Source organism: Actinomadura formosensis NBRC 14204, assembly GCF_001552155.1.
Classification (GTDB): domain Bacteria; phylum Actinomycetota; class Actinomycetes; order Streptosporangiales; family Streptosporangiaceae; genus Spirillospora; species Spirillospora formosensis.
This window is the reverse complement of the sequence record NZ_BCQQ01000073.1, coordinates 1-22,582: the sequence shown is the minus strand read 5'-3', so window position 1 is coordinate 22,582 and position 22,582 is coordinate 1. Positions and strand designations below refer to the sequence as shown.

The window sequence follows — 22,582 nt, the reverse complement described above, 5'->3', positions numbered from 1 at the left end:
AGTGTCTACCTCGCTGGGCGGATTTCGCCGCCCCGTACGGTTCATCGTAGGCGGGACCCGGCTTATGTTCAGGCCATGACCAGCCAGGACACTGCCCTTGGGGCAAGCGGCGGACGTCTGCCGCAGGAACGCCGTGTCGTCACCGAGATTCCCGGCCCCCGCTCCCGGGAGCTGCAAGCACGGCGCGTCGCGGCGGTACCGCCGGGCGTCGGCAGCGTCCTCCCGGTATACGTGACGGACGCCGGCGGCGGAGTGATCGTCGACGCGGACGGCAACTCGCTGATCGACTTCGGCTCCGGTATCGCGGTCACGAACGTGGGCAACGCCAACCCGCGGGTCGCCGCGCGGGTGAAGGCGCAGGCCGACCGCTTCACCCACACCTGCTTCATGGTCGCGCCCTACGAGTCGTACGTGGCGGTGTGCGAGCACCTCAACCGGCTCACGCCCGGCGATCACGAGAAGCGGTCCTTCCTGGTCAACAGCGGCGCGGAGGCCGTGGAGAACGCCGTCAAGATCGCCCGCTACGCGACGGGCCGGGACGCGGTCGTGGTGTTCGACCACGGCTACCACGGCCGGACGCTGCTGACGATGACGCTGACCGCCAAGAACATGCCCTACAAGCACGGGTTCGGCCCGTTCGCGCCCGAGGTGTACCGGGCGCCGCTGGCGTATCCGTTCCGCTGGCCGACCGGCCCGGACAACTGCGGCCCGGAGGCGGCGGCGCAGGTCATCGACCAGATCACCAAGCAGATCGGCCCGACGAACGTCGCGGCCGTGCTGATCGAGCCGATCCAGGGCGAGGGGGGCTTCATCGAGCCCGCGCCCGGCTTCCTGCCCGCGCTCGCCGAGTTCTGCCGCGCCAACGGCATTCTGTTCATCGCCGACGAGGTGCAGACCGGCTTCGCGCGGACGGGCGACCTGTTCGCCTGCGAGCACGAGGGGATCGTCCCTGACCTGGTCGCGACCGCGAAGGGCATCGCGGGCGGGCTGCCGCTCGCGGCCGTCACCGGACGCGCGGACATCATGGACAAGGTGCACGGCGGCGGGCTCGGCGGCACCTACGGCGGCAACCCGCTGGCCTGCGAGGCGGCGCTGGCCGTCCTGGAGGAGATCGAGGACGGCAAGCTCACCCAGTGCGCCCGCCGGATCGGGGAGATCATGCTGCCCCGGCTGCGGGCGCTCGCCGGGCGGCACCCCTCGATCGGGGACGTCCGGGGGCGCGGCGCGATGATCGCGATCGAGCTGGTCCGGCCCGGCACGAAGGACCCCGATCCCGAGCTGACCGCGCGGGTGGCGCGCCGCTGCCACGAGCGGGGCCTGCTCGTCCTGACGACCGGTACGTACGGGAACGTGCTGCGCTTCCTGCCCCCGCTGGTCATCCCGGAGGAGTTGCTGTCCGAGGGGCTGGACGTCCTGGAGGAGGCGTTCGCCGACTGACCCGGCCCGGCCGCGAAGCGCGTCACTCCGTCGTCGGCCCTGCCGCGAAGTCGTCCTTGTAGAGGTCGGCGAGGATGTCGTAGGACCGCAGCCGGTCGGCGTGGTCGAACACCTGCGTCACCACCATGACCTCATCGACGCCCGACCGCTCGATGAGGGTGTCCATCTGCGCGCGGACGGTCTGCGGGCCGCCCACCACCTGGTCCGCCAGCCGCTCGTCGATCATCTGCCGTTCCAGCGGCGTGTACGGGTGGGCGGCGGTCTCCGCCGGCGTCGGCAGGGGCCCGGGACGGCCCTGCCGCAGCCGCAGGAACGCCAGCGCCTGGGGCGCGGCCAGCTCGCGCGCCCGCTCGTCGGTGTCCGCGGCGGTGACGGACACGCCGATCATCGAGTACGGCTCGTCCAGCGCGCCCGGACGGAACGACTCGCGGTACAGCGTCAGCGCGGGCACGGTGTTCGCGGCGCTGAAGTGGTGCGCGAACGCGAACGGCAGCCCGAGCAGCCCGGCGAGCCGCGCGCTGTAGCCGCTGGACCCGAGCAGCCACACCGGCGGCTCGTTGCCGGCGGCCGGGGTCACCTTGCCGTCCGCGCCGAAGTAGCTCCGCAGCTCGATGACCTGCTCGGGGAAGTCGTCCACCGACAGTGCGTCCGGGGAGCGGCGCAGCGCGAGCGCGGTGGCCTGGTCGGTGCCGGGCGCGCGGCCGAGGCCGAGGTCGATGCGGCCCGGATACAGCGCCTCCAGCGTGCCGAACTGCTCGGCGACGACCATCGGCGCGTGGTTCGGCAGCATGATCCCGCCGGACCCGATCCGCATCGTGGCGGTGACCGCCGCGACCTGCCCGATCAGCACCGCCGTCGCCGAACTCGCGATGCCGGGCATCGCGTGGTGCTCGGCGAGCCAGTACCGGTGGTAGCCGAGCCGCTCGGCGTGCCGGGCCAGGTCGAGGGTGTTGCGCAGGGCCTGGGCGGATGTGGAGCCGCTGACGACGGGGGCGAGGTCGAGGACGGAGAAGCGCACGCTCATACCGTGTGCCAACCCGCCCGGTGCGGGTCCTCTTCCCGTCAGCCCTTCAGCGCGAGGAGGGCGGCGATGACGACGGCGGCGATCACGATGGGGGCCGTGACGCAGAGCCAGGACCAGTTCACGAGCGCGCGGGCCCGCGCCGGGTCCTCGGCGAACCGGGTCTCGGCCCGGGTGTACAGCAGCGCGGCGACCACGACCAGAGGCAGGAACACGAACGTCGTGAGGAGCCCGAGGACGAACGCGGCGACCTGCCCGAACCGGGTGTAGGTTCCGTCCGGGCCGATGCCGAAGGCGAGCGGGGGAGCAGCGACGGTTCCGGTCATCTCAGCACCGATCTCTAGAAATGTGACCCGGATCATACGCTTCGTGCCCGCAGTGCGCGAGGGGCCGGCCGCCATTCTCCGGCGGCCGGCCCGGCACGGGTCAGCGCAGATCGAGACCCAGCAGGACGGGGTCGTGGTCGGACGAGCGGAACGCGTCCGGCCGGTAGAACCGCGGCGGGTTGTACTCGGTGTTGTAGTCGAGGAACACGGGCTCGTCGCTGTTGACGTGCCAGATCGTCGCGCCCGTCACGCGCCGCGACAGGGACCCTCCGGCCAGCGCGTGGTCCAGCTCGCCCGACTGCCCGTCGAACACGTAGCTGTACCGCTCACCGGGACGGACGAACCGCTGCGTCTGCGACACGAGCCCCGCGCCGGTGAGCACCTTCACCGGGTCCTCGGCCGTGTAGGCGTTGAGGTCGCCGACGACGAGCGGGTTCTCCGACTCCGCCGCGAGCGCGCCGATCGCCTCCGCCTGGGCGACGCGGCGGGCGTTGTAGCAGCCCTGGCCGTCGCCCTGGTCCCGGTCGGGCCCGGTGGCGCCGCCGCAGCCCTTCGACTTGAAATGATTGACGATCATGGTGAACGCCGTCCCGCCGGACGCGGGCCGGAACGTCTGCACCAGCGGCGGGCGGTCGAAGACCGGGTCCTGCGCCGAGCGTGCCGCGCCGACCGGGGTGACCTTCGCCGGCCGGTAGATGAGCGCGACGTGGATCTCGTCCGTTCCCGGGTACGGGTGCCGCACCCACGCGTACGTCGCGGCGCCCGCGTCCCGGTTCAGCCGGTCCACGATGGCCCGCACGGCGGTGTCGCCGTTGTTCTCGACCTCCATGAGCCCGACGACGTCGGCGTCCAGCCCCTTGAGCGCGGCGGCCAGCTTGGTGAGCTGCCGCTCCTGCTCCTCCGCCGTGTCGGCACCGCGCCTGTTCAGCGTCGTGAACCAGTTGAGCGTGTTGAAGCTCGCGACGCGCACGTCCCCGCCGACATGCCGGGGCTTCTCCGGTCGCGGGTCGGTGGCGGCGAAACGCACCGTCCTGGTGGGCTCCAGCCGGTATTCGCCGAACCCGTGACCGAGGACGCCCGTCAGCCCGTACGCCGAGTCGCCGATCCGCAGGACGCGCGGGTCGGTGTACGGGATCGTGTCCGGGTTCTGGACGTTCGAGCCGTCGTCGACGAGCAGCCTGCGCGCGTCGTTGCCCGCCTGCGTCGAGCCGTGGCCGTCGGTCGGCTGGAAGAGCCGGCCGCCCGCCGAGACCGTGACCTCCCCGTACCGTCCGAGCCGGTAGACCTCGGTGGCGGTGAGCCGCTGCCCGAACCGCAGCAGCATGCCCTCGTACCGCTCCAGGGGCGGGACGCCTGGAGCGTCCACGCCGTCGCGCAGCGGAAGCCGGACGCGGGCCGGGGCGATCCGCCCCGTGCCGCACACGTCGACGGCGGACACGGGCGACAGTTCGGTGAGCCCGTTGTACTCGACGGCCGTGCCGGTCACGAGCACCCGGTCACCGGGCGCGACCTCCTCGGTGGAGTAGACGAACAACCCGTCGGACGTCCGGGGGTCGCGGTCGGGCGTCGGGTCCTGGATGAAGAAGCCCTTGAGCTGGTCGGGCCGCTGGAAGTCGGCGGTGACGATGCCTTCGACCCGGACGGTCCGCCCGGTGAGAGGGCTCGCGGTCCCGCTGCCCTGGACGTCGGCGATCTGGTGGTCGGCGGGGGTGCCGCAGGTGGACGGCTCCGCCGCGGCGGCCGGCGGCACGCCGGCGGCGAGGCCGGCGGTCAGGACGGTCGCGAGTGCTGCTGCTGTTCGGCGCATGGCGGGAGGGTAGGGCGGCGCGTCGCCGGCCCGGCGAACCATTAATGAAGACTCCACCAATTTGCAACGGCTTGTCAGATTCGAGCATCACCCCCCGCGGCCGCCACTACCTGGAGACCTCCGGCCTCCTCCCCGCCGCTCCGGCCGCCAGCGGGAGCGCGAGGACCATGACCGCGGAGGTCAGGGCGAACGCCCAGGGGTAGCCGGTATGGGTGGCGGCCAGGCCGAAGGCGGCGCTGCCCACGCCCATGCCTCCGTCGTAGCCGACGTTCCACAGGGCGCTGACCGTGCCGTAGCCCGAGGCGGGCACCCGTTCGTACATGATGGGCAGGGTCGCGCTCTGGGTGGCGCCGAAACCGGCGCCGAACAGGAGCATCGAGGCGAAGACGGCGGCCGGGTGCGGGACGAGGCACAGCAGGGCGATGCCGGCCGCCGCCATGGCCATGGCGGGCATCAGCAGGCGCGCGGTGCCGTGCCGGTCGCCGATCCGTCCCGCCCACCAGCGGGTGAGCGTGGTCACGGCCGCCTGGACGAACAGTGCCGCCGCGGCGACGCCCCCGGCCGGGACCGCCGTCGGCAGGAACGTGATCAGGATGCCCGCCGCCATCGCGGTCGCGGCGAACGCCGCCGCCGGGCGGAGCAGCGCCGGTGACCGCAGCCCCGCGACGATGCCGAAGGACTCCTGGGCGGACGCCGGCGCGGGACGGCGCGGCAGGCCGGGGAGCGTGGCCAGCGCGGCGAGCGGGATCACCGAGGCGGCGATGAACACGGGCGGGTAGCCGACGCGTTCGGCGAGCCACACCCCGAACGGCAGCGCGAGCACCGCCGGCAGGCCGGCCGTGATGCCGAACACGCCGAGCGCCTCGCCGCGCCGCCCCGCCGGGGCCAGCGCCGCCACCAGCGCGTTCGGGACGACCACGACGACCCCGAAGCCGAGCCCGCGCACCAGGCTCACCAAGGTGATCGCCGCCATGCCGGACGAGGCGGTCAGCACGAGCGGCGGAAGCCCGAGCAGCAGCAGCCCCGCCGCGAGCACCGGCACGTACCCGAACCGGGTGAGCAGGCGGGGGAGGGCGAGTTCGGCGAGCACCGTCGTCAGCATCAGCGCGCCCGTGGCGACACCGGCGCCGGTACGGCCCGCCCCGCCTGCCACCGCGTACATCGGGACGACCGACATCAGCAGGAACACACCCGACAGGCTCGTGAAGGTGGCCGCGAACACCTGCGCCACGGGCCGCGTGACCAGGCGCGGCCGTTCGGCTCGGGGGTGCTCGGCGTGCCGGAGTGACTCGCTCATGACCGCGACACTAGGCGACCGACCAGACATTCCGGCCTTCGAGTCCGCCGCCGGCTACGCGAAGGATCACGCCGCCACGGCCGGCCGTTTGCGTGCGATGCTGACGGGTAGCGGTGTCTCCCGGAGGTCGCCTGATGGATCGTGAAGCCGTGCCCGTCGTGGGGAAGGACGGGCGGCGGCGGATCGCCCGCACCGACACGCTGCTCGCCGACCCGCGGCTCGCCGAGGCCGCCGGGCGGCTCGGCCGCGGCGTGGTGAAGGCGGCCGTCGTCGCGGCACAGCGGCGGGCCCGGGCGGGGGAGATCGCGCCGGACGCGGTGGCGGACGCGGCCGCCGCGGCGCTGCCGGTGACCGCGTCGGGGCTGCGCCCCGTGATCAACGCGACCGGTGTCCTGCTGCACACCAACCTCGGGCGGGCGCCGCTGTCGGACGCCGCGCGGGACGCGGTCGCGGTGGCGTCCGGTGCGACCGACGTCGAACTCGACCTGGAGACGGGCCGGCGGGCGAGACGCGGACGGTCCGTGCTGGCGGCCCTGGTGGAGCGGGTCCCGCAGGCGGAGGCCGCGCACGTCGTCAACAACGGCGCGGCGGCGCTCGTGCTGGCCGCGGCCACGCTCGCGCCCGGCCGGGAGATCGTCATCAGCCGCGGCGAGATGGTGGAGATCGGGGACGGCTTCCGGATCCCGGAACTGCTCGCCGCGACGGGCGCCCGGCTGCGCGAGGTCGGCACCACGAACCGGACGTCGCCGGACGACTACGCGGCGGCCGTCGGCGCCGGCACGGGCTTCATCCTCAAGGTGCATCCGTCGAACTTCCGCATGACCGGCTTCACACGGGCCGCGGACGTCGCCGAGCTGACCGGCCTCGGGGTCCCGGTCGTCGCCGACATCGGCTCCGGTCTCCTCGCGCCCGAACCGCTGCTGCCGGACGAGCCCGACGCCGCGTCCATGCTCAAGGCGGGCGCGCACCTGGTCACCGCCAGCGGCGACAAGCTGCTCGGCGGCCCGCAGTGCGGGCTCGTCCTCGGGCGGCGGGACCTGGTGCGGCGGCTGGCCCGCCATCCGCTGGCGCGGGCGCTGCGCGTCGACAAGATGACGCTCGCCGCGCTGGAGGCCACCGTCCGGGGCCCGCGCACCCCGACGGAACAGGCCCTGCACGCCGCCGCCGGGACGCTGCGGGAGCGTGCCGGGCGCCTGGCCGCGCTCCTGCGCGGCGAGGGGATCGACGCGAGGGCCGTGGAGAGCGAGGCGGCGGTCGGGGGCGGCGGCGCGCCCGGTGTCGTCCTGCCGAGCGCGGCCGTGGCGGTGCCCGAGGCGTTCGCGGCGCGGCTGCGGCGCGGCGTCCCGGCCGTGATGGGGCGGGTCGAGGACGGGCGATGCCTGCTCGACCTGCGCTCGGTACCGCCCGGCCAGGACGACGACCTGGCCGAAGCCGTCCGGGAGGCGGCGCGATGATGCACGTCGTCGCGACCGCCGGGCATGTGGACCACGGCAAGTCCACGCTGGTCCGCGCCCTCACCGGGATGGAACCCGACCGGCTGGAGGAGGAGCGGCGGCGCGGCCTGACGATCGAGCTGGGCTTCGCCTGGACCACCCTCCCCGGCGGGGATCGCCTCGCGTTCGTCGACGTCCCCGGGCATGAGCGCCTCGTCGCCACGATGCTGGCCGGTGTCGGGCCCGTCCCGGCCGTCATGTTCGTGGTCGCGGCGGACCAGGGCTGGCAGCGGCAGTCGGAGGAGCACCTGGCGGTGCTGGACGCGCTCGGCGTGCGGCACGGGCTCCTCGTCGTGACGCGCCGCGACCTCGCGGGCGCCGGCATGGCGGACCTGGCGCGGGAGGAGGCACTCTCCCGCATCGCGGCCACCTCGCTCGGCGAAGTCGAGTCCGTCATGGTGAGCGGCACCACCGGCGAGGGCCTGGACGACCTGCGCGCCGCCCTGGAACGGCTCACCGCGTCCCTTCCCGCCCCGGACGCGGACGCCGACGTGCGGCTCTGGATCGACCGGGTCTTCACGATCCGGGGCAGGGGCACGGTCGTGACCGGGACGCTCGGCGCCGGGACGATCAGCGTCGGCGACCGCCTGGCCTGCGGCGGCGACCTCGTGCGCGTGCGCGGCCTGCAAAGCCTCAAGGAGGACCGCGACCGGGTCGGCGCGGTCGCCCGCGTCGCGGTGAACCTGCACGGAGGCGCGGGCGGGGCGGGCCGCGGCGAAGCCCTGCTCACCCCGGGACGCTGGCTCACCGCCGACGTCGTCGACGTGCGGCTGCGCGGCGAACCGGCGCGCGACCTGCCGTGCGAGCTGATCCTGCACGTGGGCTCGGCGGCGGTGCCGGTCCATGTGCGTCCGCTCGGCGACGACACCGCGCGGCTGGCTCTGCGGCGGACGCTGCCGCTGCGGATCGGTGACGGCGCGCTGCTCCGCGACCCCGGGCGGCATCGCGTCCCGGCCGGGGTCACTGTGCTGGACGTCCGCCCCGAGCCGTTCACGCGGCGCGGTGCGGCGGCGGCGCGGGCCCGCGAACTCGCCTCGATCACCGGACGCCCCGACGGTGCCGGCGAACTCCGCCGCCGCAGGCTGATCACGCGCACGGACCTGGTCGCGATGGGCGTGCCCGTCCCGGCCGAGCCGGTCGCGGGGGACTGGCTCGCCGACCCCGGCCACTGGGCGGACCTCCGCGAACGCCTCATCGCGGCCGTCGAGGAGCACGCCGCCGCCCACCCGGCCGACCCCGGCCTTTCCGCCGACGCCGCCCGCCGCGCCCTCGGCCTGCCCGACCGCGCGCTCGTCGAGGCCCTCGCCGCCGGCCTGCGGCGGCGCGACGGCCGCATCTACGGCCGGACGACCGCCCCCGAACTGCCGCCGGCCGTCCGGCGGGCCGTCGACGCCGTCCGCCGCGACCTGACCGGCGCCCCGTTCCAGGCCCCGGACGCGGGCCGCCTCGCCGAACTCGGCCTGACCCCGAAGATGCTCGCCGCCGCCGCGGCGACCGGCGCGCTCCTCAAGGTCGGCGCCGGCATCGTCCTGCTGCCCGGCGACGACGCCCGCGCCGCCGCGCTCCTGGCGAAGCTGGGCGGCCCGTTCACGCTGAGCGAGGCGCGCCGCGCGCTTGGCACCACCCGCCGCGTCGCCGTCCCGCTCCTGGAGCACCTCGACGAGCGGGGCTACACGGTCAGGGTGGACGACCTCCGCCGCCGCTGCACCGAAAGGACGACATGATGAAGAGGCTGACCCAGTACGCGCACGGCGGCGGCTGCGCCTGCAAGATCCCGCCAGGTGAGCTGGAGGACGTCGTCGCCGGCCTGAACACCGCCCCCGCGCAGCCCAACGCCGAACTGCTCGTCGGGCTGGACACCGGTGACGACGCCGCCGTCGTCCGCCTCCGCGACGGCCTGGCCACCGTCGCCACCGCCGACTTCTTCACCCCCGTCGTCGACGACCCCTACGACTGGGGACGCATCGCCGCCGCCAACGCGCTCTCCGACGTCTACGCGGTCGGCGGCCGGCCCATCGTCGCGGTGAACCTGCTCGCGTGGCCCCGCGAGGTGCTGCCGTTCGACCTGGCGCGCGAGGTCCTGCGCGGCGGCCTGGACGTCGCCGCGCAGGCGGGCTGCCATGTCGGCGGCGGCCACAGCGTGGACGACCCCGAACCCAAGTACGGCATGGCCGTCACCGGTGTCGCCGACCCCGCCGCGCTCCTGCGCAACGACACCGGCAAGCCCGGCGTGCCGCTCACCCTCACCAAACCGCTCGGCCTCGGGGTGCTGAACAACCGGCACAAGGCGACCGGCGAGGTGTTCGACCACGCCGTCGCCACCATGGTCGAGCTGAACCGGGACGCGTCCGCCGCCGCGCTCGACGCGGGCGCCGTCTGCGCCACCGACGTCACCGGCTTCGGGCTGCTCGGCCATCTCTACAAACTGGCCCGCGCGTCCGGGGTCACCGCCGTGGTCGACGCCGCCGCCGTCCCCTACCTGGACGGCGCCCGCGCGTCCCTCCGCGACGGGTACGTCAGCGGCGGCACCCGCCGCAACCTCGCCTGGGTCGCCCCGCACACCGACTTCGGCGCGACACCGCAGGAGGACCGGCTGCTGCTCGCCGACGCGCAGACCTCCGGCGGCCTCCTCATCGCCGGCGAGATCCCCGGCGCCCCCGTCATCGGCGAACTGGTCCCCGCCGGCGACACCCCCCTCGTCGTCCGTTAGAGCGTCGTCCGCTAGATCTCGGTGCCCGTTTCGGCGGTGATGCCGGCCCGCTCCCGGTAGCGGCGGACCAGCGCGCCGGCGGCGGCGCCGCGCGGGCGGCGGCCGGGGCGGATGTCGCAGGAGATGGCCTTGGCCTCCTGGATGTGCGTGTTCGGGTCGAGGGCGAGGTGCAGCAGCTCGTTCGCGGCGTCACCGCGGCTGTAGCCGTTCGGCCCCCAGTGGTAGGGCAGGCCGATCTGGTGGACGGTCCGGCCGTCCACGACGAGGGGCCGCATCCGGTCGGTGACCAGGACGCGGGCCTCGATCACGGCGCGCGGGCTGACGATCGTCGCCCAGCCGCCGTGCTCCAGGCTCCGCTCGGCCGCCAGCTCCGGCGACACCTCGCAGAAGAACTCCGGCTGCAGCTCGGCGAGGTACGGCTGCCAGCGCGACATGCCGCCCGCCGTGTGGTGCTCGGTGAGCCGGTACGTCGTCACCACGAACGGGTACACCTCCGCGCCCGGCGCGTCGCCGCTCGGCCCGTACCGGTTGTCGGGATGCGGCGGCAGCAGATGCCGGACGGGGTTGCGCTGCTGCTTGTACAGCGGGTTGGTGAACGGCGACTCCTGCGGCTCGTAGTGCGCCGGTAGCGGGCCGTCCGTCAGCCCGGCCGGGACGAACAGCCATGCCTTCCCGTCCGCCTGCATGATGAACGGGTCGGTGCCGGCGAGCGCGTCCGGGCCCCTCGCGTCCCGCGGCGGCTTGTAGTCCGGCGGCCGGTCGGCGATGAAGTCGGGCACGTCGTGGCCCGTCCATCGGCCTTTCCCGGCGTCCCACCAGACGTAGGCCTTGCGGTCGCTCCACGGGTTGCCGTCCGGGTCGGCGGACGCCCGGTTGTAGAGGATGCGGCGGTTCGCGGGCCACGCCCAGCCCCACTCGGGGGCGACCCAGTGCTGGTCCTTGCCGGGCTTGCGGCGGGCGGGCTGGTTGACGCCGTCGGCGTAGCAGCCACAGTAGATCCAGCAGCCGCACCTTGTGGACCCGTCGTCCTTCAGCTGCGTATAGGACGACAGCGGGTTCCCGTCGGCGTCGAAGCCGTTGATCTCGGCGAGCACCGCCTCGGCGTCCGGTTCGTCCAGCTCGCCGTGCGTCGGATAGTCCCACGTCAGGTCGAGGATCGGGCGGTTCATCTCGTCGCTGGACGCGGCGAGCTTCGCCCGGATGATGCGGCCCAGGTGGTAGGTGAACCACAGGTCGCTGCGCGCGTCCCCGGCGGGCTCCACCGCCTTGTGGTGCCACTGCAGCATGCGCTGGGTGTTGGTGAAGCTGCCGTCCTTCTCGGTGTGCGCGGCGGCCGGGAGGAAGAACACCTCGGTGCCGATGTCCTCGGTGCGCATCTCACCCGACTCGATCTCCGGGCCGTCCTTCCACCACGTCGCCGACTCGATCAGCGAGAAGTCGCGGACGACGAGCCAGTCGAGGTTCGCCATCCCGAGCCGCTGGATCTTGGCGTTCGCGGACCCGACGGCCGGGTTCTCGCCCATCAGGAAGTAGCCCTTGCACACGCCGTTGATCTGCGCCATCGCCGTCTCGTACGTGCTGTGCGAGCCGGTCAGCCGCGGCAGATAGTCGAAGCAGTACTCGTTGTCCTCGGTCGCCGCGTCACCCCAGTACGACTTCAGCAGGCTGACGAGGTAGGCGCGCATGTCGCCCCAGAAGCCCTTGCGCGCGGCCTCGGCCTGGATGAACGAGTCCAGGTCCTGGTTGGTGTGCGCGTGCGGCATCGGGATGTAGCCGGGCAGCAGGTTGAACAGCGTCGGGATGTCGGTCGACCCCTGGATGGACGCGTGCCCGCGCAGCGCCATGATGCCGCCGCCCGGCCGCCCGATGTTGCCGAGCAGCCCCTGCAGGATCGCCGCCGTCCGGATGTACTGGACGCCGACCGAGTGCTGCGTCCAGCCCACCGCGTACACGAACGCGGACGTCCGGTCCCGGCCGGAGTTCTCGGTGAGCGTCTCGCACACCCGGAGGAACCGGTCGCGCGGGACGCCGCAGATCCGCTCGACCATCTCCGGCGTGTACCGCGAGAAGTGCCGCTTGAGCACCTGGAACACGCAGCGCGGATGCTCCAGCGTCGGGTCGCGCCGCGGGTCGCCCTCGCCGAGCGCCGCGCCGCCCGAACCGTGCGCCTCACCGCGGGCCGCCTCCGCGAGGGAGGTGACGCGCTCGCCGTACTCCATGTCGCGCCGGCCGGCGGCCGACTGGACCTCCAGGCCCTCGTACTGCCATGTCGTGTGGTCGTAGCTGCGCTTCTGCGGGTCCAGGCCGGAGAACACGCCGTCGAGGTCCTCGGTGTCGCGGAAGTCCTCGGTGAGGATCACCGGCGCGTTGGTGTAGGCCACCACGTAGTCGCGGAAGTACTTCTCGTTCTCCAGGACGTAGTTGATGATCCCGCCGAGGAACGCGATGTCGCTGCCCGCGCGCAGCGGGACGTGCGCGTCCGCGAGCGCGCTCGTCCGCGTGAACCGCGGATCGACGTGGATCAGCTTCGCGCCGCGCGCCTTCGCCTCCATCACCCACTGGAACCCGACCGGATGGCACTCGGCCATGTTCGAGCCCTGGATGACGATGCAGTCCGAGTTCTGCAGGTCCTGCTGGAAGGTGGTCGCGCCGCCGCGTCCGAACGAGGTTCCCAGACCGGGAACGGTGGAGGAGTGTCAAACGCGCGCCTGATTTTCGATCTGCACCGCGCCGAGCGCGGTGAACAGCTTCTTGATCAGGTAGTTCTCCTCGTTGTCGAGGGTGGCGCCGCCGAGGCTCGCGATGCCCAGCGTGCGCCGCACCCGCAGGCCCTGCTCCTCCCACTGCCAGCCGCGCCGGCGCGTCTCGATCACCCGGTCGGCGATCATGTCCATCGCCGTGTCGAGGTCGAGGCGCTCCCAGCCGGTGCCGTGCGGGCGCCGGTAGAGCACCTGGTGCTCGCGGGCCGACCCGGTGGTCAGCTGGAGGCTGGCCGAGCCCTTCGGGCACAGCCGGCCCCGGCTGATCGGCGAGTCCGGGTCGCCCTCGATCTGGACGACCTTGCCGTCCTTGACGTACACGTCCTGCCCGCAGCCGACCGCGCAGTACGGGCAGACGGACTTCACGACCTGGTCGGCCGTGCTCACCCTCGCCCTGATCCGCTCGGTCCCCGCGCTCTTGGCCGCGGCTCCGCGGCCGAGCGGGTCATCGCCGGTGAACTGGCGGTAGACGGGCCATGACCCGATCCATGTACGGACGCCCACGCCCCACCGCCCTTCACCTTGGCGCGCCGTCCACCTACCCGCCGCGCGGCCCGTGAAACAAGGCGCTCAGCCGAGGACGGCGGCGCCCGCCTTCGCGACCAGGCCGGCGAACTCGGCGCGTTCGGACGGGGACAGCGCCCGCTCGTACACCGCGGCGGCGAGGCTGTCGGTGATCTCCTCGGCCTCCGCGCGGCGGGGCTTCAGCGCCGCGCAGTCGGGGAAGTCGCCCCGCCAGCCGAGGAACTTCGCGGTGCCCTCCCCGTCCCCGGTCAAGATCGCCTCCACCGGCGCCAGGCCGACGGCCGTCGTGGCGACCAGGTGCAGGCCGCCCCGCAGTTCCCGCAGCACCTGCAGCACCTGCAGCAGCCGGCCGGGGCCGCTGTCCGGCAGCGGCTCGGCGCGCCAGCCGCAGAACAGCGGCAGGCCCGAGCCCTCGGTGGCGCCGGCGACCCGCTCGGCCAGCTCGCACAGGCGCGGGTCGTCCGGGAGGCGCTCCTCGCCCCAGGCGGTGAACGCCCGCGCGTAGCGCCGCGCGGCCTCCCTGGCCCCGGCGACCGCGACGCCCTCGTCCCACATGGCCCGGACGGTTCGCGGCTCGAACCAGCCCAGCGCGGCCGAGACCACGCTGCCGTCGACATCGCCGAGCACGCCGCCGCGGCCGGCGAAGTAGAACGCGAACGGGTTGGCGTACCCCAGTTCCTTCCCGCGCTCCGAAATCACCGGGTCCAGCATCCACTTCGATCCGATGTCGTGGATGGTCTTGTCGGTGGCGCGCACGGTCTCCGCGGCACTCAGTTCCGGCATGGGGGGCTCCTCGGTTCGCCGGGTGATCTGATAGCCGGAGGTTACCCGCCGGTCGGCGGCGGCCCCGCGGCGGCCTCCGCTACGGCTCCGGCTCGTCGCGGAGGCGCTGCACAGAGGCCGTGCCGTCGTCCGGGGAGGGGTGCCAGTCGAGGCACACCACGACCGCGTCGTCCTCCAGGCCGGTGCCATCGTGGTAGTCGATCAGCTCGTTGATGATGGTGAGCGGCACCTCCGCCGCGTCCTGCAGGCGGCTGCGGCGGGTCGCCTGCTCCAGCGCGTGCGCGCCGAACTCGCCGCGCGCGGTCCGCGCGGCGAAGACCCCGTCGCTGACGATGACCATCCGGTCGCCGGGTTCGAGGCGGAACCGCTGGGGCCGGTACTCGGTGTCGGGGAACATGCCGAGCGGAAGCTGCTGCTCCAGCGGCACCCGCGTCACCTCGGCGCCGCGCAGCAGCAGGATGCGCGGCGAGCCCGCGTCGATGATGTGGACGGTCCCGTCCGCGAAGTCGATCCGCATGACGAGGGTCTCGGTGAACTCCCGGCCCCCGTACCGGACGTGGACCATGTCGTTCGCCAGGCTCGCCTGCTCGCCGAGATCGGCGCCGGAGCGGCGCGCGTTGCGCAGTGCGCCGACGGTCAGCGAGGTCAGCAGTGCCGCGCTGATGCCGGTGCCCGCCCCGTTGGTGACGGTCAACGCCAGATGGTCGTGCTCGGCGGACCAGTCGAAGTTGTCCCCGCCGATCGAGTAGGCGGGCTCCAGATGACCGGCGAGGCTGAACCCCCGGTCGGTGCAGGCGTGGCCGGGGAGCAGCTGCCACTGCAGTTCGGCGGCGAGCGTGAGGCGCTGCCGGCGCCGGGCCCGCTCGTACCGGTCGGTCCAGTTCCAGGCGACCTTCAGCGCGGTGCCGAGCAGTTCACCGATCTCCGCCAGCGCGTCCGCGTCGCCCCAGGCGCCGGACGAGTTCACTTCGAGGACGCCGAGCCGTTCGCCCCGCGCGGTGATCGGTATGTAGGTCGTCGTCGCGCTCGGGAGGTCGCCGTCCTCGGACGCCGAGAGCAGCACGCGGCGGGACAGGTACGCCCGCCCGGCGTTGCTCTGCCGGATGGCGAGCGCGCCGGTGGCCGGCCCCTCGCCGTCCGCGGGCCCGGCGGTGAGCGGCTCGACCGGCAGCAGGACGCGGGAGTGGTAGTCGCACACCAGCAGCCGGGCGCCGGAGACCTGCGGGTACGCGCGGCGGAGCGCGGCGGCCAGCGCCTCGGGCACCGCGTGCGCGGGAGCGGCCCGCAGCGCCCGCTCGACCCGCAGCGGACGGTCGTCACCGGCGTCCCTGGACGGCTCGCCCCCGGACGGGCGGCCCTGTCCGGCCCCGGCCGGGCGGCCCTGCGTTCTCATCGCGACCCCATCTCGTTACTGCCCCCCGATACCGGACGCGGCCACGCCCCGTTCCGGTCCGTCCCGCCTTTGTTCGTGGGCGCGGACGGAGGACCGCAGGGGAAGACTGCCAAAGAGTTTGCCCTATGGCAAATACTTGATGTCGAGTCGGATCGGCGGTGTCAGGCCGTCCGGGACCCGACCACCCTGGCCTCGCCGGAGTCCCGCCGCTCGCACGCCTGGCCGAACTCCGTCAGCGCGTCGATCAGCCGGGCCCGCGACGTGGGCGACATGTGCGCGAGGACGTCCCGCACCGCCGTGCGCCGCCGGCGCACCAGCTGGGTGTGCAGCCGCTCGCCCTGGTCGGTGAGCCGGACGATGATCTCCCGCCGGTCCTCGCGGGCGGGCTCGCGCACGATCAGCCCGGCGGCCTCAAGCCGGTCGCACAGCCGGCTCGCGGACGAGGGGATCGCCCCGAGCTCCTCGGCCAGCCCGCCGAGGTTCAGCCGCCCGAACCGCGAGATCGCCTCCACGGCGCGCAGCTGGATCGGCGAGATGGCGGGTTCGAGGCCCTGCTCCGCGCGGCTCCACAGCAACGCCGTCGTGCTCAGCACCCGTTCCACGGCGGCCGCGACGTCGTCGGGGACGCCGCCCGCCCCATCGTCCGCCGGTTCGCCGCCTGACGGCCGCGGTCGTCGCTGACTCACACCCCAGCCTTTCGGACGATACGGTCGCGAGCGATTCCCCACGATAGACGTTCCACGCGTCACGGCGCGACGGTGCATGCCCGCGCGGTGCGCGGGCCGCCCGCGACCGTGTCGTGCGAGCCGACCTCGCCGTCCGGGAGGGCACCGGCGTGTGCCGCCGGTCATCTCCTGGCGCGCGGCCGGGGAGGGGCGGTCAGCCTCGCCCCCGTCCGGTCAGCTTGTCGCGGAGTTTGTCGGCGGCGGCCACCGCGGGACCGGTGGCCTTGAGGATGCCCGGTTTGGGAGGTGTATGCGGGTGCGGGCGGGTGGGGGCCATCTTCTTGCCCTGGTCCAGCTTGCGCCCCAGGTCCTCGGCGCGTTCGGCGGTGAGGACCGTGCGGAGCTTGGGCCAGACCTGGACCTCCTCGAACTCGATGTGCTCGCGGCCGTCGGTGATGAAGGTCGAGAGCAGGTCCTCGAAGCCTTCGTCCGCCGGGTCCTTGCCGAGGAGATCGTTCAGGACGTACTTGCCCGCCTGCTCCTGCTCGATGGCCTTGTCGGCGAGCCGGTCCCCGTCGGGGACCAGCTCCCGGACGGCCGGCCAGAAGTACTCCTCTTCCACCGCTTCGTGCTTGGACTCCTCGATGATGAGCTCTTCCACCATCTTCTTGCGCAGTTGGAGGCGGCTCTTGCCTTCGGGCGTGCCCGCCTCCAGTTCGGTCAGTATCCGCCTGACCTCGGCGTGGTCACGTCCGAGAACCTCGAAGACGTCGGCCATGGGGTCCCCCCTCGATGATGTGCATCGCCGGATGCCCCGACACCGGGTCGTCCGGCCATCGCGCTACGGGCTACCCGGCGAAATGTCCGTTATGCCTGCTGGACCATGCCTGCCGGGCGGGGACGGCTCACCGGGTGGGACGCGAGCCACGCCGGTGGCCCAGCCGTATCCCGCTCAGCACGAGATCGAGCAGCAACAGCACGATGCCGATGATCAGCAGGTAGAACAGGCCGTGCACGACGACGCCGACGATGCCGAGCGCCACCGCGATGAGCAGGAGGAACAGGAACAGTGCCACGGGACGATCCCTTCAGCGGCGCGCCAGCCGGCGCTCGTCGGGCGCGGCCTCGTAGCCCAGGCCGTAGTGGGCGAAGACGGCGTGCTCGTCGGCGGCGAGGAGCTCCCCGTCGGTGTGGATCGCGGGGGCGTTCCTGACCTCCTTCTTCGGGCGCGCGACCCGGAGGTGCTCCGGCCCGACCGTCGCCCCGGCGAGCGGCGCGAACACCAGCCGCCGCCGGGTGGGCAGGCCGGTCCTGACGGTGGCGAAGGCCGGCTGGTCGGTGGCGGTGTCGACGTAGACGGCCTCCAGCTCACCGATCCTGTTGCCGGACTCGTCGATCACCGCGCGGCCACGCCACTGCCGAATGTCCTCGATCTCGAACATGTCCATCATCCAGCCGTTGGAGTGGGAAGCCTTCTTCGAGTCTTCATCTACCCAGCTCACGGCGGATATGTCCCGGATGTGGCCCCGGCCGGGGTCAGCAGGTGGGCGCCGGGACCACGACGAGACCGGGGGCGCCGCCGCCCGGAATGGCCGGCGAGGCGTGCTCCAGTGCGGCCGCCAGCGCGCGGGTCGTCTCGGTCAGCTCCGCGACCTGCCGTTCCAGGACGGCGATGCGGTGCTCCAACTCCTGTACCGAGGGACCGGCGCCGGTGACGATCTGCCTTGCCATCGTGAAGCTCCTTCGTCCTCGTCACGCCGCCCCACGGTGGCGGGTGTCGAATCCAGGGTTCGCTTCGCAGCCGCCTCGCCCGTAGGGACCTTCGTCCCGAAGTCCGCGGCGTCCGTCCTCACTCGTACGCGAGCGCGCCGTAGGCGCCGAGTTCGTCCTGGTACGGGAAGGAACCGGGCGTGTAGGAACACCAGGGTTCCTCCGCGTACGGGTCGCCGGACGTGGCCAGGGCGCGCGAGCGGGAGCCGCCGCAGATCGTCCGGAACTCGCAGGCGCCGCACCGTCCGGTCAGCCTGCCGGGGTCGCGCAGCCCGACGAACAGCGGCGAGTTCCGGTAGATGTCGGTCAGCCGTTCGCGCCGGACGCTGCCCGCCGGGGTCGGCAGGAAGCCGCTCGGATGCACGGTGCCCCGGTGCGAGACGAACACGAACCCGCGCGCGGAGTTGACGTCCATGGGTGGACGCCGGGCCCGCCGGACCGGCAGCTCCAGCTCCTCCAGCCGGTGCCGTAGCTCCTTGTAGAGCGGCCCCAGGCCCAGCGCGGCGACGTGGTCGGCGTCGTGCCGCCGCAGGATCTCCCGCTGGACGGCGATCCGGCGGAAGTGGTGGGCCTCGGTGGTGCGGGCCGGGATGTGCGCCCCCGCGTCGTAGACGAAGTTGAGGACGTCCTCCACCTGATGCGGGTCCAGCCCGGGCAGCAGCTTGCCCCGGCCGGTCGGGACGAGCAGGAACGCGCTCCAGGTCAGCGCGCCCATCTCGTGCACGACACGCACGATCTCCGGCAGGTCGGTCAGGTTGTGCCCGGCGACCGTCGTGTTGATCTGCACCTTCAGCCCGAGTTCGCGGGCGTCCCGCCAGGCGTCCAGCGTCCAGCCGTAGACGCCGCGCGTGGCGCGGAAGTCGTCGTGGATGCGCGCGTTCGAACCGTCCAGGCTCAGCGAGATCGCCCGCGCGCCCGCCTCCGTCAACCCGGTGAGGTTCTCCGAGGTCAGCGTCGGCGTGCCGGACGGGGAGACCGCGACGGGCAGGCCGACGCGGGCACCGTGCCGGACGAGGGCGAACAGGTCCGGCCGCTGGAACGGGTCGCCGCCGGTGATGACGAACAGCGGCGGCGGACTGCCGAACGCGGCCACCTGCTCGATGAGGTCGAACGCCTCGGAGGTGGACAGCTCGCCCGGGTCGCGGTCGGGTCTGGCCTCGGCGCGGCAGTGCCGGCAGGCCAGCGGGCACGCCTGGGTGGCCTCCCAGATCACGATGAACGGGCGGTCGGCGGGATCATGGCGAGGAGCGCGGATCTGTCTCATGTTCCCAGCAGGTAGTCGACGGCGTCGGCGGCGGAGTAGTCGCCGCCCCTCGTGCGGACGAGGTCGGGCAGGAACCCGAGGTCCTGGCCGAGCGTGAGCATGGGCGGCTCGACATAGCCGTCCGGACGGTGCTGGCCGTACCCGATGTTGGAGACGAGCGCGTTGCACAGGCACCGGCGTCCGGTCGTGTCCTCGATGTCCCCGCCCTTGCGGACGTAGGCGTCGATGGGCTCGGCCGGGCAGCGGTAGCCGACGGTTCCGTTCGCCTTCAGGTACGGGGTGCGCAGGTAGCTCAGGTCGCACAACCGGGGACGCTTCACGTAGACGTCCGGCTCCGACAGCGTGTCCGGCAGCGCGGCGACCTTGAACGGGAACCCGGTCGGCGAGGCCCGGGGATCGTTGCGGACCCGGAGCGTGCCGTCCAGCGCCCGCTTGACGAGCTGCTGCCGCAACCCGGGATCGAGCCCCGATTCCCGGCACAGCGCGAAGACGCTGCCGGCCTGGATCCCGGCGGCGCCGGCGGAGCGCGCCTCGGCCAGCGTGCCGGGCCGGGCGAAGCCGCCCGCCACCCAGAACGGCAGGCCGAGCGCGGCGACCTTCGCCGGGTCGATCCGGTCCCGCTTGCCGTAGACCGGCTCGCCGTCGTCGTCGAGGTGCAGCTTTCCGCGCGGCGGCGCGCTGTGCCCGCCCGCGACCGCCGTCTCCAGCACGAAACCGTCCGGCCGGGTGACCGGCGACTGGTTCAGGTACATGGCGAGGACGGACGAGGACACGATCGCCAGGAACCGCGGCCGCTTCGCCTTGATCGCGGGCTCGGCCAGCGACGCCGGGTCGAACGCGAACGGGCGGCCCTCCTCGGCGCCGGCGACCGTCACCGTCAGCCGCCCGGGGGACCCGTCGGCCAGCGCGTTCAGCAGCGCGGGGATCTCGCTCGGAATCCCCGCGCCCATCAGGACGTAGTCCACGCCGGCGAGCATCGCCCCGTAGGCGGCGGACGGGGTGGCGAGCTGGATCTTCTCCAGGTAGTTGATCCCGACCAGCCCGTCATGTCCCTGTTTTGCGAGCCAGACCTCGGCGAAGTTCCCCGCGATGGTCAGCTCGTCGCGCGTCTTGTTCGGCCGCAGGCCGAGCTTCGGGACCGGCCGGTACCGCTCACCGGGCTCGATGCCGCCGGGCACGAAGTAGCGCTCCAGGATCCGCTCGCCCACCCCCGGCAGCGGGAGATGCGCGAGCGCGCGGCGCAGGTGGCCGCCCTCGTCCCCGTCCTGGAGGCCGCGGGCGAGCAGGGCGTCCAGCGCGACCCCGGAGACCACGCCGAGCTGTCCCGTCCGGGAGACGGCGCGCGCCAGCCGCCACCCCGAGACGCCCGCGCCCATGCCGCCCTGGACGATGCGGGGCCGGTCCGGCTCAGACATCCCGGTTCCGCGTGGTCATCGCCCAGGTCAGCAGGGGCAGGCCGGCGGCGCGCGCGGTGCGCCGGGTCGACAGGATGTCGCCGACCGTGGCCTCGGGGAACGTCTCCACCATGATGGACAGCCCGTCGCAGTCGCTGACGTGCGGAAGGATCTGCCGGGTCAGCTCGATCCCGCGCTCGGCCTGCAGCGGCGTCAGCTCGTCGTGCCCGGCGAGCTCGTGGAGCAGCCGGACGTTGCGGATCGCGCCGTCGTGGTCGGTGAGCAGCTTGTCCACGTACTCGTCCCCGAAGATGGCGACGAGCTGCGGGTACATCGACTCCTCCTCGTACCGGAAGTGCGGGCCGGTGGCGGCGTCGACGGCGCCGACCAGCTCCCGCACCCGTTCGGTGTCGCCGAGCCGGAACGCCTGCACCAGGTCGAGCAGGAGGTCGCGCACACCGCGATGCTCGGTCCGGAAGACCTCGGTGAACTCTTGGACGAGTGTGGGCATCGGTCGCCTTTCTTCATGGAGTGATACGTGGAAATCCGTGGTCAGGCGCGTTCCAGCACCTCGGGGAACGGCCGGCGCGGCGTGCCGGGCACGAGCGGCCCGTAGCCGAACCGGATGATCGCCTGGATGTGGCCGTGCGGCCGCCGCCCGTCCGGCCCGCGGCGGCGCATGTCCAGCAGCTGGGACAGCATCGAGGTCGACACCCCGCGCCGCGCGGCGGTGAGCAGGACACGCTGCAGCGCCTGCCCGGCCTGCAGCCAGTCCCGCGGCTCGTCGCCCTTGGTGAGCAGGACGCCGAGCTGCGGGCGGGCGGCGAAGTCGGCCACCTCCCGCCCCTCCCGGGAACCGGCCAGGCCGAAGTCGCGCAGCGGCAGGCCCCGTCCGCTCGGCCGCGGTCCGAACGCATACCAGGGGATGCCGTCGCTGCCGGTGCGGTCCGGCGTCCAGCGGGCCAGCTCGGCGAGGTAGTCCGGGTCGGCGGCGAGCTTCGCGTCCGCCGCGGCGATCAGGCTGAGCAGGTACGCGGTGGTCTGCGGGCCGGGAAGGCTCAGGACCAGCCCCTCCTCCCGGGCCGCGGTCGTCAGCTCCTCCCAGACGACCTGCGGCAGCCGCCGTTTGCTGAACGGACTGCGGTTGGTGCGCCGGTGCGGGATCGCCGCGTACAGCTCCGACTGCCTCGGCGACGGCATCGTCGCGTCCTCGGCGCGGACGGACGCCAGCAGCGCCGGCCGGTCCGCGGCGTCCGGGAAAGGCTCGACCAGGGGCCGGTGCCCGGTCACCCGGATCGCCAGCCGCAGGTTGAACAGGGCGGCCCCGCAGCTGATGTGCAGGGCCCTGCCGCGCGGGTCGATGACGCCCAGCCTCCGATCCAGGTCCGCGTGCAGCTCCATGACCGCGGCGTCCGCGAGCCGGAAACGCCACGGCTGGGTGTTGTGCACCGACGGCGCCGCGATGGCCGCGGTCACCAGCCGCCGGACCCCGACATGCGTCGCGAATGGGTGAGGCATGGCCACCTCCACGGGCTGTGCCCCCACAGGCTCCCGGTCACCGGTGCGGGCCCCCCAGGGCCGAAAGTCCTGCAACGGAGGGGACCAAGGACGGTACGTCCGGCGGTCCCTACGTGAGGTTCCGGGCCTTTCGGACCGTGGTCCCGGGACCTTGGACCCTCCTGCCCGCCGGGCCCGGCCGGGACCCTGGGGTCGTGATCGTTCTCCGCGCGGGTGATGTGCCGTGACCGGCGGATCGCCGGTGCGGGCACCGTCGCGCCCGCGGGCGGCCTGGCACGCCGTCGCCGCCATCGTCCGGTCGCTCGGCCGGCGCCCGTCCCCCGCCGTCGCCGGAGTGGTGGTCGGCGCCCTGCTGACGGCCGTCGCGGTGGTGTTCGCGTCGAGCGGCCAGACCGGGCCGTCCTCGAACACGAGCGTTGC

20 protein-coding genes are annotated in these 22,582 nt (G+C 73.5%); 4 read left to right on the top strand and 16 right to left on the bottom strand.

Going from position 1 to position 22,582, the window contains the following annotated elements:
* Positions 1–75 precede the first annotated feature (75 nt).
* Positions 76–1,437: a 4-aminobutyrate--2-oxoglutarate transaminase gene (gene gabT / locus AF1_RS19560; protein ID WP_067801001.1), complete on the top strand. Its 1,362-nt coding sequence runs from the start codon at positions 76–78 to the stop codon at positions 1,435–1,437.
* 22 nt (positions 1,438–1,459) lie between these two features.
* Here gabT and AF1_RS19555 read toward each other — a convergent pair whose 3' ends face one another.
* From AF1_RS19555 to AF1_RS19540, 4 genes are all read right to left on the bottom strand, one after another.
* Positions 1,460–2,461, bottom strand: a complete 1,002-nt coding sequence (locus AF1_RS19555) for an LLM class flavin-dependent oxidoreductase (protein ID WP_067800998.1) — start codon at positions 2,459–2,461, stop codon at positions 1,460–1,462.
* Positions 2,462–2,499: 38 nt separating this feature from the next.
* Positions 2,500–2,784, bottom strand: a complete 285-nt coding sequence (locus tag AF1_RS19550; RefSeq protein WP_067800995.1) for a hypothetical protein — start codon at positions 2,782–2,784, stop codon at positions 2,500–2,502.
* 100 nt (positions 2,785–2,884) lie between these two features.
* Positions 2,885–4,591 (bottom strand): ExeM/NucH family extracellular endonuclease, encoded by a 1,707-nt coding sequence (locus AF1_RS19545; RefSeq protein WP_067801040.1) that lies wholly within the window; start codon positions 4,589–4,591, stop codon positions 2,885–2,887.
* Between the two features lie 106 nt (positions 4,592–4,697).
* Complete coding sequence (locus AF1_RS19540) at positions 4,698–5,888, bottom strand: MFS transporter (protein ID WP_067800992.1); 1,191 nt, start codon at positions 5,886–5,888, stop codon at positions 4,698–4,700.
* Between the two features lie 134 nt (positions 5,889–6,022).
* Here AF1_RS19540 and selA point away from each other — a divergent pair, with 134 nt between their 5' ends.
* Genes selA through selD form a run of 3 tightly spaced genes read left to right on the top strand, consistent with a single transcriptional unit; the run spans position 6,023 to position 10,091 of the window.
* Complete coding sequence (selA, locus tag AF1_RS19535) at positions 6,023–7,342, top strand: L-seryl-tRNA(Sec) selenium transferase (RefSeq protein WP_084263125.1); 1,320 nt, start codon at positions 6,023–6,025, stop codon at positions 7,340–7,342.
* Positions 7,339–9,105: a SelB domain-containing protein gene (locus AF1_RS19530; protein ID WP_242608982.1), complete on the top strand. Its 1,767-nt coding sequence runs from the start codon at positions 7,339–7,341 to the stop codon at positions 9,103–9,105. Before selA ends, AF1_RS19530 begins: the two co-directional genes overlap by 4 nt.
* A complete protein-coding gene (gene selD, locus AF1_RS19525; protein WP_067800985.1) occupies positions 9,102–10,091 on the top strand; it encodes a selenide, water dikinase SelD in 990 nt (329 codons plus the stop codon). The genes AF1_RS19530 and selD overlap by 4 nt, the downstream gene beginning before the upstream one ends.
* Positions 10,092–10,102: 11 nt before the next feature.
* Here selD and fdh read toward each other — a convergent pair whose 3' ends face one another.
* From fdh to AF1_RS19465, 12 genes are all read right to left on the bottom strand, one after another.
* Positions 10,103–13,354, bottom strand: a complete 3,252-nt coding sequence (gene fdh / locus AF1_RS19520; RefSeq protein ID WP_131732909.1) for a formate dehydrogenase — start codon at positions 13,352–13,354, stop codon at positions 10,103–10,105.
* A gap of 66 nt (positions 13,355–13,420) precedes the next feature.
* On the bottom strand, positions 13,421–14,158 hold the full coding sequence (locus AF1_RS19510; RefSeq protein ID WP_067800974.1) for an SCO6745 family protein: 738 nt from the start codon (positions 14,156–14,158) through the stop codon (positions 13,421–13,423).
* 79 nt (positions 14,159–14,237) lie between these two features.
* On the bottom strand, positions 14,238–15,551 hold the full coding sequence (locus AF1_RS19505) for a PP2C family protein-serine/threonine phosphatase (protein WP_067800972.1): 1,314 nt from the start codon (positions 15,549–15,551) through the stop codon (positions 14,238–14,240).
* Positions 15,552–15,712: 161 nt separating this feature from the next.
* Positions 15,713–16,237, bottom strand: a complete 525-nt coding sequence (locus AF1_RS19500; RefSeq protein ID WP_084263123.1) for a MarR family winged helix-turn-helix transcriptional regulator — start codon at positions 16,235–16,237, stop codon at positions 15,713–15,715.
* Positions 16,238–16,430: 193 nt separating this feature from the next.
* Positions 16,431–16,994 (bottom strand): hemerythrin domain-containing protein, encoded by a 564-nt coding sequence (locus tag AF1_RS19495; RefSeq protein ID WP_067800966.1) that lies wholly within the window; start codon positions 16,992–16,994, stop codon positions 16,431–16,433.
* A 127-nt stretch (positions 16,995–17,121) separates the two neighbouring features.
* Positions 17,122–17,292 (bottom strand): hypothetical protein, encoded by a 171-nt coding sequence (locus AF1_RS35240; protein WP_165488444.1) that lies wholly within the window; start codon positions 17,290–17,292, stop codon positions 17,122–17,124.
* 12 nt (positions 17,293–17,304) lie between these two features.
* Entirely contained in the window at positions 17,305–17,718 is a 414-nt protein-coding gene (locus AF1_RS19490) for a PRC-barrel domain-containing protein (RefSeq protein WP_207394175.1), read from the bottom strand.
* Between the two features lie 34 nt (positions 17,719–17,752).
* On the bottom strand, positions 17,753–17,947 hold the full coding sequence (locus AF1_RS19485) for a hypothetical protein (RefSeq protein ID WP_067800963.1): 195 nt from the start codon (positions 17,945–17,947) through the stop codon (positions 17,753–17,755).
* A gap of 118 nt (positions 17,948–18,065) precedes the next feature.
* Entirely contained in the window at positions 18,066–19,250 is a 1,185-nt protein-coding gene (locus AF1_RS19480; protein WP_207394176.1) for a TIGR04053 family radical SAM/SPASM domain-containing protein, read from the bottom strand.
* Positions 19,247–20,665, bottom strand: coding sequence for a nitronate monooxygenase (locus AF1_RS19475; protein WP_067800960.1), 1,419 nt, complete (start codon positions 20,663–20,665; stop codon positions 19,247–19,249). Before AF1_RS19475 ends, AF1_RS19480 begins: the two co-directional genes overlap by 4 nt.
* On the bottom strand, positions 20,658–21,155 hold the full coding sequence (locus AF1_RS19470; protein WP_067800957.1) for a hemerythrin domain-containing protein: 498 nt from the start codon (positions 21,153–21,155) through the stop codon (positions 20,658–20,660). Before AF1_RS19470 ends, AF1_RS19475 begins: the two co-directional genes overlap by 8 nt.
* Before the next feature lie 41 nt (positions 21,156–21,196).
* Complete coding sequence (locus AF1_RS19465; RefSeq protein WP_067800954.1) at positions 21,197–22,162, bottom strand: Acg family FMN-binding oxidoreductase; 966 nt, start codon at positions 22,160–22,162, stop codon at positions 21,197–21,199.
* Positions 22,163–22,582 lie beyond the last annotated feature (420 nt).